This is a genomic window from Terriglobia bacterium (assembly GCA_020073205.1).
In the GTDB taxonomy this organism is placed as follows: Bacteria; Acidobacteriota; Polarisedimenticolia; order Polarisedimenticolales; family JAIQFR01; genus JAIQFR01.
In genome coordinates, this window is sequence record JAIQFR010000133.1 from 1 (window position 1) to 10,315 (window position 10,315).

Below are 10,315 nucleotides of genomic sequence, written 5' to 3' on the forward strand. Positions count from 1 at the left end.
AGCACGGCACCCTGCGAGGCGAGGACCTCCATCATTGTACACGGCAGCGCGACCCCTGGGGCGGGCTCGGGCCCCGGGGTCGGGGGCCGCCGCCGAGTAGTCCGCGGGCTAGGGGTCGCGCTTCGCGGGAGGACGGCTCAGCGCGATGCGGGGAAGACCCAGAGACCGCCTCAGGCGATCGCTGATCGAGCGGTGGACCGTCGCCTCGAAGACCCCGGGCTCCATCCGTCGACGGAACGGCTCCAACTCGCGGAGGGCCTCCTCCGCGATTCGAGCCACGAGGATCTCGGGGGCGGCACTGTCCAGGGTCCGGTCGAGCTCCGCGTCGAGCGCCTCGGCGGGAGATCCGGCTTCGACCTCCGAGAGGAGGCGATCGAGGAGCCGCCGGAGCCGCGAGCCGACCGGCGCCGAGGACCGGGTCACGCGCCACGCCTCGACCGCAGAATCGAGCGAGGGAAGGCCGTCCGGCCCGGGGAGCCCGACCGCCCCGAGCCGACCGTCGCGCACCGCCATCCACGTCTCCTCGATGGCTGGGGCGAACAGCGCCAGCCCGCTTCCGCGCGAGGCCCCGCCGTGCCGCGCGGTCTTCTCGGAGATCGTCTCGAGCACGAGGTCCAGGGGGACGCCGCGAGCGTGCCAGTCCGAAACCCGGGCATAGTCGCGCGGCGAGAGGACGAATGGACGGCCGGACAGGGCCGCGAGCGCGCGCTCCACCGAGCGCACGTAGCTCACGGCGCCGGAGTCGCGGCTCATCGCGCGTGCTTGAGGTGGAGCACCAGGTGGTCCACGCAGCGCCGGATGACGGCGAAGGCGCTTCGATAGCTCTCGATCGGCGCCCCGATCGGATCGTCGAGATCGGGGGCCCCGTCGTGCGGCTCGGGGCCCTGCTCGAAGGCCCGGAGCAGATACCGCTTCCGCGTGCCGGACCGGGAGAGTCGCTCCAGCTCCTGGAGATGCGTCAGCGCCATCACGATCACGAGGTCGACGGTGCGAAGATCGCCCTCGGTGATTCCTCGCGAGCGGTGCCCGATGAGATCGAGGCCAGCCTCACGGAGGACCTCCCGCGCCTCGGCCGACGCCGGCTCCCCCTCGATGCCGAGGGTTCCGGCCGAATCCACCACGACGTGGCTCAGTCCGGAAGACGCGAGCCTGTGGCGCGCGTATTCCGCCGCCATGGGGCTGCGGCAGATATTGCCGCTGCAGACGAACACCATTCTCACCGGCGGTTCTTCTCCCAGATCATCCGGAGTCCCTCGAGGGTCAGGCCCGGATCCACCGCGTCGAGAAAGGGCATCTCGCCTTCGAAGACCCGGGCCAGCCCGCCGGTGGCGACCACCTTCGCCTCGATCCCCAGCTCCGCGCGAACGCGGCGAACGAGCCCCTCGACGAGCGCCGCGTAGCCGTGGAACAGGCCGGACTGCACGCTCTCCTCGGTGTTGGCGCCGATCACCCGCCGCGGACGCCTGAGGGGGACGCGGGATAGGCGCGCGGCCCTGGCGAACAGCGCCTCCGCCGAGATGCCGAGGCCCGGCGCGATCACGCCTCCGAGGTACTCCCCTTTCGGGCCGACCACGTCGAGGGTCGTCGCGGTCCCGAAATCGAGGACGATCACCGGCGCGCCGTACCGCGCCACGGCGGCGACCGCGTTGACGATCCGGTCCGCTCCGACCTCGTGCGGGTTCTCGTACAGGATCGGGAGCCCCGTCTTGACGCCGGGCTCGACGAACAGCGGATCGCAACGGAAATGGCGCGCGCCGGCTTTCGCGAGGACCTCGTTGAGATCGGGCACCACGGACGAGACGATCATCCCGGTGACCGCCCCGGGATCGATCCCCGCGCCGTCGAACAGAGCGCGAAGCAGCACACCCGTCTCGTCGGGGGTCGCATCCTTTCTCGTGGCGACCCGCCAGTGCGCCCGCAGTTCGTCCGCCTCGAACAGCCCGAGGACCGTGTGGGTGTTCCCGACGTCGATGGCGAGGAGCATAGGTCAGGCCTCCAGCCAGGCCACGGAACCCGTGACCCGAACGATCTCCATGCGGCCGTCGCTCCTCTCGACGCGGAGCGCCCCCGCGTCGTCGAGCCCGCGAGCGGTCCCCTCGAACGGGGCCGTGCCTCCTCCCGGGTCGACGAGGACGCGGCTCCCGGACGCGCCGGGCGCCAGCGCGACGAAGGCGCGGCGCACGGGCTCGAACACCCCCGCGCCCAGATCGGCCGTGAGGCCCCTGAGCCTGCGGAGATAGGATCCCGCCAGCGCCTCGCGATCGCCCGAGGTCCCGTCCAGCACCATCAGGATCGACCCGGCCCGGCCGCGGAGCTCGGCCGGGAAGTCCTCCGCGGCGTGAGCCACGTTGAACCCCGTGCCGATCACGAGGTCGAGGGGGATTTCGCCGGCGCTTCTCGCCTCGACGAGGATGCCGCCGATCTTGAGCCCGCGACAGACGATGTCGTTCGGCCACTCGACGACAGCGTCGGTGACGCCGGCGTCCCTCACGGCGAGGCAGCCCGCCACGGCCGCGGCGATCCCCCAGCGCGGCAGCTCCGCGGCGGGGCGGACCGGGCGAAGGAGGACGGACAGGTACAAGCCGACGCCGGGCGGCGAGTGCCACGCGGCGCCCCGGCGCCCGCGACCGCGGCTCTGGCGCTCCGCGATCACCACCGTCCCCTCCCCCGATCCCCGGTCGGAGAGGCGCCGCGCCTCGTCGTTCGTCGAGTCCGTGGACTCCAGGACGACGAGGTCGCTGACGTAGGGGCGCGGCAGCATCGCCTCGAGGCGCTCGCGGTCGAGCTTCGGCAGGGGCGGGATCAGCGGAGCGCCTCCATCTCCAGGGCGACGTCGGCGGCGCGGACCGAGTGGGTGAGCGACCCGACGCTCAGGAAGCCGACGCCGGTCGCCGCGACGGCGCGGAGCGCGCCGGGCCGCAGCCCTCCCGACGCCTCCAGGAGCACGCGGCCCGCGGCCCGCTCGACGCAGCGGCGGATCGTCGCGACGTCCATGTTGTCCAGCAGGACCCTGCCCGCGCCCGCCCGGATCGCGTCTTCCATCTCCTCGAGGGAGCGGACCTCGGCGGTCACGCGGGCGGCCGGGTGCCCCGCCGCGAGGGCGCGGGCCACCGCCCGGCCCACGGGTCCCGCCACCGCGAGGTGGGTGTCCTTGATCATGACCGCGTCGTGGAGGCCGAGCCTGTGGTTCTCGCATCCCCCGGCGGCGACCGCGTACTTGTCGAGGATCCTGAGGCCAGGGGCGGTCTTGCGGGTGTCGAGGATCACAGCGCCGGTTCCCGCGACCTCCTCGACGGCCGCGCGCGCGGAGGCGGCGATCCCGCACATCCGTCCGAGGAAATTGAGCGCCGTGCGTTCGCCCGCGAGGATGGGACGGGCCGGTCCCGAGACCTCGGCGAGGACGGCGCCGGCGCCAGCTCTCTCCCCCTCGGGCAGGCACGCGTCGAAGCCCAGCGAGGGATCGAGGAACAAGAAGACCTCGCGAGCGACCGGAATGCCCGCGACGACCGTCTCCCTTCGGGCGACGATCCTCCCCCGCCCCCGGCAGCCGGCGTCGACCACCGCCGCGGTGGTCAGGTCGCCGCGCTCGCCGAGGTCCTCCTCGATCGCCGCGCGGACGATCCGGCGCAACGCGGCGGGATCGAGAGACGGAGGATTCACGGCCGGGGTCCGCCGCTCAGCGAGGCCAGGGTGCTTTCGATTCGTCTCTTCTTGTCGAGCATCTCCTTCTGCGCCGCGCGCTCGCGCTCGACCACCTCGGCCGGCGCTCTGAGCAGGAACGACTCGTTGCCGAGCTTGCGGGCCCGGCCCTCGACCTCCGTGTCGATGCGGGCGAGCTCCCGACCGAGACGGGCTCGCTCGACGTCGAGATCGAGGAGCCCCGCGAGAGGCACCGCCACCTCGAGCCCGCGGACCACGCCGCGGGCCGCGATGAGGCCGGCCTCGAACGCATCCACGACACGCACGGAGCCGGCGCGGCACAGCGTCGCGACGAGATCGGCCTCGTCGCTCACGAGCCGCGCGTTCCTCGGGCTCGACGCGTGGATGAGCACCTCGACCCGGCGCGAAGGATCGATGTTCGACTCCGCGCGGAGGTTCCGGATCCTCACCACCAGGTCCTGCAGGATTTCAACGTCCCGCTCGGCTTTGACGTCGAGGCGCGCCTCGTCCGCCTTCGGCCACTCGGCCACCGCCAGGTAATCCCCCCGGTGCGGGATCTTCTGCCAGAGCTCCTCCGTCAGGTGCGGCATGAACGGGTGCAGGAGGCGGAGGAGTGTGTCGAGGACCTCGAGGAGCACGGCGCGGGCGGTGGCGGCGCGAACCGCTTCGCCCCCCGTGGCCCCGTCCCGGGGCGCGGCGAGATCGGGCTTCACGAACTCGATGTACCAGTCGCAGAACTCGTGCCACACGAAGTGGTAGAGAGCGTCAGCGGCGCGGTCGAACCGGTACTGCTCCAGTGCCGCGTCGACCTCGCGGATCACCTGATGGGTGCGCGACACGATCCAGCGGTCGGTCAGCGTGAGGGACGAGGCCGCCGTGGCCGCAGAAGGCTCGCCGTCCCCGAGCCTCAGCAGCACGAAACGGCACGCGTTCCAGAGCTTGTTCGCGAAGGCGCGGTACCCCTCCATCCGCTCCGGGGACAGCGGGATGTCGTTGCCGGGCGCGGCGAGGATCGCCAAGGTGAAGCGGACCGCATCGGTGCCGAATCGGGACTGCAGCTCCGACGGCTCGATGGTGTTTCCCTTGGACTTCGACATCTTCTGGCCCTGCTCGTCGCGCACCAGACCGTGGATGTACACCTCCCGGAACGGAACGTCCCCCATGAACTTGAGCCCCATCATCATCATCCGCGCGACCCAGAAGAAGATGATGTCGAAGCCGGTGATGAGGAGGCTCGTGGGGTAGTAGCGCTCGAGATCGGGGGTCCGGTCGGGCCACCCCAGCGTGCTGAACGGCCAGAGGGCCGAGGAGAACCACGTGTCGAGCACGTCCTCGTCCTGGCGGAGCGGCCCGCCGCACCGACCGCAGGCGGAGGGGTCTTCCTCCGAGACCTCGATGTTGCCGCACGCGTCGCAGTACCAGGCGGGGATCCGGTGTCCCCACCAGAGCTGGCGGGAGATGCACCAATCGTGGATGTTGGCCATCCACTCGAAGTACGTCTTGGACCAGGACGCGGGGACGAACTGCATGCGCCCGTCCCGCACCGCCTCGATGGCGGGGCCGGCCAGCGGGGCGATGCGAACGAACCACTGCGTGGACAGCAGCGGCTCGATCATCGTTCCGCACCGCTGACAGTGCCCCACCGCGTGCTCGTGGTCCTTGACGTCGTGCAGCAGCCCCTGCTCCTCGAGGCGCTGGACGATGCGCTTCCGCGCTTGGAGCCGGTCGAGGCCGGCGTACTCCCCCGCCTCCGCGGTCATCCGGCCGGAGGTGTCGATGACCACGGGCTGCGGGAGTCCGTGCCGCTGGCCGGCCAAGAAGTCGTTGGGATCGTGCGCCGGCGTGACCTTCACGGCGCCGGTGCCGAAGGCGGGGTCCACGAACGCGTCGGCGATCACCGGTATCGTGCGATTCGCGAGCGGCAGGTTGAGCTGCCGCCCGACCAGCGAGCGGTAACGCTCGTCGTCGGGGTGCACCGCAACCGCGGAGTCCCCAAGCATCGTCTCCGGCCGGGTCGTGGCCACGAGGATGCCCTTCCCCTTCCCGTCGGCCGCCGGGTAGCGGACCGTGTACAGCTTCCCCCGAAGAGGCTCGTGGACGGTCTCGAGGTCGGAGATCGCGGTGCGGCAGCGAGGGCACCAGTTCACGATGTACCGGTCACGGTAGATCAGACCCTCGCGGTGCAGCCGGACGAACACGGTCCGGACCGCGCGCGAGAGCCCGTCGTCCAGCGTGAAGCGCTCCCGCGTCCAGTCGCACGAGGCGCCGAGCCCCTTGAGCGCATCGACGATCCGGCCGCCGTAGCTCCGCTTCCATTCCCAAACCCGCGCGACGAACGCTTCGCGACCGACGGCGTGGCGGGCCTTGCCCTCCTGGGCGAGTTCCCGCTCCACCACCATCTGGGTCGCGATTCCGGCGTGGTCGGTTCCCGGGAGCCAGAGCACGTCCCATCCCCGCATGCGGTGCCACCGCGCGAGCACGTCGTGCAGCGTGTGGTTGAGGACGTGGCCGATGTGGAGGTTGCCGGTGATGTTCGGCGGCGGCAGCACGATGCTCCACGGGCGGCGCCCCGATTCCGGCTTGGCCTCGAACAGCCGCTGCTCGAACCACTCCCGGTTCCAACGCGCCTCGACGGTCTCGGGGCGGTATTCCTTGTCGATCTCCATCCTTCCCTCGATCTCTTCGGACGTGCACGGCCTCGATGTGCTCAGCCGCGTCCTTGCTCCTCGCGCTCGATCTCCCTGAGTCGCTCCCGAATCACGGCCTCGGCGAGGTCCGGTACGACCTCCCACGCGACCTCGCGGAGCGCCTCGCCCCCGAGCCGCTCGACGACGGCGCGGGCGATGGCTTCGATCTCCTCCGGGGACAGCGCGGTGCGGCCGGTGGGGGCCTCGAGCGTCGGAGGCGGCAAGGCCGGCGCCTCCGCCGCGCCGGCGGAGGTCGCCCCGGGCTCGAACGACGTCGCGACCGCCTCGAGGGCCCAGAGAGGCGTCGGGGTCGTGGGGACCGCGGGCGTCTCGGGCGCGTCGAACACCGCGCCGTGCAGTTCCTCGCGCGCCGCCGCCTCCGGCTCCACGGCCGGGGACGAGGCCGCCCAGGGGGTCTCCTCCGCCTCGGGCGGGATGGAGGGCACCGGCGCGGAGGCCATGTCCCGCGCAGCCAGATCGTCGAGAACCGCTTCGAGCTCCAAGTCCTCCGCGGGCTCGACCCGTGGCGCGAGCGATCGCGGCCCTCGAGCCAGAAGGTGTTCGACCCGCTGCACCAGCGTCCTCGACTCGAACGGCTTGACGAGGTGGCCGTCGGCGCCGCACTCCCGGGCGCGGTCCGGGTCAAAAGGCTCGAACGTCCCGGCGAGGAGGAGCACCGGCACCGGGCGCGAGGACGCCTTGACCCGCTTGCAGATCTCGTACCCCGTGGGGCCGGGCATCACGACATCCGCCAGGATGATGTCGGGCTTCAGCGTGTCGAGGCGCTCCAGCGCCTCCCTCCCCGATTCCACCGCCTCCACGCGGAAGTCCGTGTCGCCGAAGGTGAGCTCGACCACCTTTCGGATGGTGACGCTGTCGTCGGCCAACAGGATCGTCCTGCTCATCGTTCGCCCTCCTGGAGCGCCGGCGCCGCTCGCGTCCCTCCTAGAGCTTCCGCGGACGGATGTGGTCCTTGACCCAGGTCACCGCCTGATCGGTGGTCGTGCCCGGGGTGAAGATCTCGCGGACTCCCGCGGCCCTGAGCGCGGGAATGTCCTGCTCCGGGACGATGCCTCCTCCGAAGACGGCGATGTCGCCGGCGCCGCGCTCCCGCAGCAGCTCGATCACGCGCGGGAACAGGTAGTTGTGAGCGCCGGAAAGGACCGAGAGCGCCACGCCGTCCACGTCCTCCTGGATGGCGGTGTTGACCACCATCTCCGGGGACTGGTGGAGGCCGGTGTAGATCACCTCGAACCCCGCGTCACGGAACGCCCGGGCGATGATCTTCGCGCCTCGGTCGTGCCCGTCCAACCCGACCTTCCCCACGAGCAACCTGAGCCTCTGTCCCTCGCTCACGTCCTTCCTCGCCCCCCGCCGCGGCCGTGCGGCCGCGCCGAGGCGAATCGACACCTAGAGCACCGGAACCTCTCGGTACCTGCCGAACGCGGGGACCAGGGAGTCGCAGATCTCGCCGACGGTCGCGTAGACCCGCACCGCCCTCAGCATCCCGGGGAGCAGGTTCTCTCCTCCCGTCGCGGCGCGAGCCAGGGCGTCGAGGGCGTCGGCGACGACGCCGGCGTCCCGCGTCCCCTTGACGCCGCGGAGGCGGGCGAGCTGCTCCCCCTCCACCTCTTCGCCGATCTTGAGGGTTTCGGGGAGGGCGGTCGGGCGCATCGTGTGCTTGTTGACCCCCACGACCGTCTTGACGCGGTCGTCGACCTCGCGCTGGTAGCGGTACGAGGCGTCCGCGATCTCCTTCTGCGGGAAGCCGGCCTCGATGGCGGCCACGATCCCGCCGAGAGTGTCGATCCGGTCGATGTAGGCCGCCGCCTCCCGCTCCATCCGATCGGTCAGCGCCTCGACGAAGTAGGATCCGCCCAGCGGGTCCACCGTGTTCGTGACGCCGGACTCCTCGGCCAGGATCTGCTGGGTGCGGAGCGCGAGCGTCACCGATTCCTCGCTCGGGAGCGCCAGCGTCTCGTCCAGCGAATTCGTGTGCAGCGACTGCGTCCCGCCGAGGATCGCCGCCAGCGCCTGCACCGTCACGCGGACGACGTTGTTGTACGGCTGCTGCGCGGTGAGCGAGCATCCGGCGGTCTGCGTGTGGAATCGACAGACCCACGAGCGCGGGCTCTTCGCGCCGAACCGCTCGCGCACGATCCGTGCCCACAGGCGGCGGGCGGCGCGCATCTTGGCGATCTCCTCGAAGAAGTCGTTGTGCGAGTTGAAGAAGAAGGAGAGTCGGGGGGCGAACTCGTCGACGTCGAGACCCGCCTCGACGCCGGCCTCGATGTAGCCGATCCCGTCGGCGAGGGTGAAGGCCAGCTCCTGCGCCGCCGTCGATCCCGCCTCGCGGATGTGGTAGCCGGAGATCGAGATCGTGTTCCATCGCGGCACGTTCCGGGCGCAGAACGCCATCAGGTCCGTGATGATCCTCAAGCTCGGCTTCGGCGGATAGATCCACTCCTTCTGGGCGATGTACTCCTTCAGGATGTCGTTTTGGAGCGTTCCCGTGAGTCGCTCGAACGGGACCCCCTGCTGCTCCGCGACCGCCAGATACATCGCGAAGAGGACCGCGGCGGGGGCGTTGATGGTCATCGACGTGGAAACCCGCTCCAGCGGGATTCCCTCGAAGAGCGCCTCCATGTCCCTCAGCGTGTCGACCGCGACGCCCTCCTTTCCCACCTCGCCGTGGGACATCCCGTCGTCGCTGTCCCTTCCCATCAGGGTCGGGAGATCGAAGGCGACGGACAGTCCCGTCTGGCCGTGCTCCAGGAGGTACTTGAATCGCCGATTGGTCTGCTCCGCCGAGCCGAAGCCGGCGAACTGCCGCATGGTCCACAGACGGCCGCGGTACATCGTGGGGTGGATCCCGCGGGTGAACGGATACTCGCCGGGGTAGCCCAGGTGCTCCTCGGGCCTCCAGCCCGGGGTGAGATCCTCGGGGCCGTAGAGCCGCTCGATGGGCATCCCGGAGACCGTGGTGAACTCGGCGTCCCGCTCTCCGGGACCGTCCAGCGCCGGCCGAAGCGTCCGTCGCTCCCACGCCTCGCGGCTCGTGCCGGGACGAGGCCCGGGGTTTCCGCTCGCCTTGTCGCCGCTCGATTCATTCATCGGAGGAGATTCTCCACCGCGGCCTGCCGGCGCGGCGCGGGCGTCCCGCGGAGAAACGCACGGCGCCGAGGCCGCCGGGCCGGGACGTGCCCGGCACGCGGGCAAGCACACCACCCCGAGGTCGCGCGAAATCAAAAGCTACCAGGGACCCCGCAAGGAATCAAGCGACGGGGGACGCCGCCCGGGCGAGACGTCCGCCTCAGAACTCCGGGTCGACGAGCCCGAAGTGCCCGTCCTTCCGGCGGTAGACGACGTTGACCCGGTAGCTTCGGGCGTCCCGGTACACGAGGATGTCCTCGCCGGTGGCCTCGAGCTCCATCACCGCGTCCTCGGCGGACAGCGGCTTCAGTCGGTACCGCCGGCTCTCGAGGACCCGGGTCGGAAGCTCGTCGCGCAGGCCGTCTCCGCCCGGGGGCATGTTCTGCGACTCCAGCGCCGCCACCGCCTCGGGCACCCGCGTTCCCTCGCGCCGCTTCTTCTCGGTGACCTTCTCCTTGTGCTTCAGCGCCTGCCGTTCGAGCTTGTCCGCCACCTCGGCGATGGAGGCGTAGAGATCGCCGGTCTCCTCGGCCCCCGACAGCACGGCGGTCCGCGACTTCACCTGGATCTCGGCGAGGTGGCGGTGCTTCTCCACCGCGAGCACGACGTGAACGTCGAGAGGTCCGTCGAGGAGCTTCTCCAGTTTCCGGAGCTTCTCCACGGTGAAGTCCCGCAGGGCGGGGGTGATCTCTATCTGTCGGCCGGTGATGTCGATCTTCATCGTCTCCTCCGAGGGAATCGGGAGGCTCAACGGAAGGCCTCTTTCCGGCTGCTGGACGCCGGGATCTTCAGCTCCTCGCGGTACTTCGCCACCG

Annotated in this window: 10 protein-coding genes; all 10 read right to left on the reverse strand. The window is 70.9% G+C overall.

What is annotated here, in order from left to right; translation table 11 throughout:
- Positions 1–108: 108 nt before the first annotated feature.
- Positions 109–753, reverse strand: a complete 645-nt coding sequence (locus LAO51_18420) for a hypothetical protein (protein MBZ5640717.1) — start codon at positions 751–753, stop codon at positions 109–111.
- The gene (locus tag LAO51_18425) at positions 750–1,220 is read right to left on the reverse strand and encodes a hypothetical protein (GenBank protein MBZ5640718.1); all 471 of its coding nucleotides are present in this window, start codon (positions 1,218–1,220) and stop codon (positions 750–752) included. Before LAO51_18425 ends, LAO51_18420 begins: the two co-directional genes overlap by 4 nt.
- Positions 1,217–1,984, reverse strand: coding sequence for a type III pantothenate kinase (locus LAO51_18430; GenBank protein MBZ5640719.1), 768 nt, complete (start codon positions 1,982–1,984; stop codon positions 1,217–1,219). The genes LAO51_18425 and LAO51_18430 overlap by 4 nt, the downstream gene beginning before the upstream one ends.
- A gap of 3 nt (positions 1,985–1,987) precedes the next feature.
- The gene (locus LAO51_18435; protein MBZ5640720.1) at positions 1,988–2,761 is read right to left on the reverse strand and encodes a biotin--[acetyl-CoA-carboxylase] ligase; all 774 of its coding nucleotides are present in this window, start codon (positions 2,759–2,761) and stop codon (positions 1,988–1,990) included.
- Between the two features lie 41 nt (positions 2,762–2,802).
- A complete protein-coding gene (gene nadC / locus LAO51_18440; protein ID MBZ5640721.1) occupies positions 2,803–3,660 on the reverse strand; it encodes a carboxylating nicotinate-nucleotide diphosphorylase in 858 nt (285 codons plus the stop codon).
- Positions 3,657–6,326 (reverse strand): valine--tRNA ligase, encoded by a 2,670-nt coding sequence (locus LAO51_18445; GenBank protein ID MBZ5640722.1) that lies wholly within the window; start codon positions 6,324–6,326, stop codon positions 3,657–3,659. The genes nadC and LAO51_18445 overlap by 4 nt, the downstream gene beginning before the upstream one ends.
- Before the next feature lie 41 nt (positions 6,327–6,367).
- The gene (locus LAO51_18450; GenBank protein ID MBZ5640723.1) at positions 6,368–7,252 is read right to left on the reverse strand and encodes a response regulator; all 885 of its coding nucleotides are present in this window, start codon (positions 7,250–7,252) and stop codon (positions 6,368–6,370) included.
- 40 nt (positions 7,253–7,292) lie between these two features.
- Complete coding sequence (locus LAO51_18455; GenBank protein ID MBZ5640724.1) at positions 7,293–7,703, reverse strand: cobalamin B12-binding domain-containing protein; 411 nt, start codon at positions 7,701–7,703, stop codon at positions 7,293–7,295.
- A gap of 54 nt (positions 7,704–7,757) precedes the next feature.
- Positions 7,758–9,461, reverse strand: coding sequence for a methylmalonyl-CoA mutase family protein (locus tag LAO51_18460; GenBank protein ID MBZ5640725.1), 1,704 nt, complete (start codon positions 9,459–9,461; stop codon positions 7,758–7,760).
- A gap of 199 nt (positions 9,462–9,660) precedes the next feature.
- Positions 9,661–10,221: a ribosome-associated translation inhibitor RaiA gene (raiA, locus tag LAO51_18465; protein ID MBZ5640726.1), complete on the reverse strand. Its 561-nt coding sequence runs from the start codon at positions 10,219–10,221 to the stop codon at positions 9,661–9,663.
- Positions 10,222–10,315: the final 94 nt, after the last annotated feature.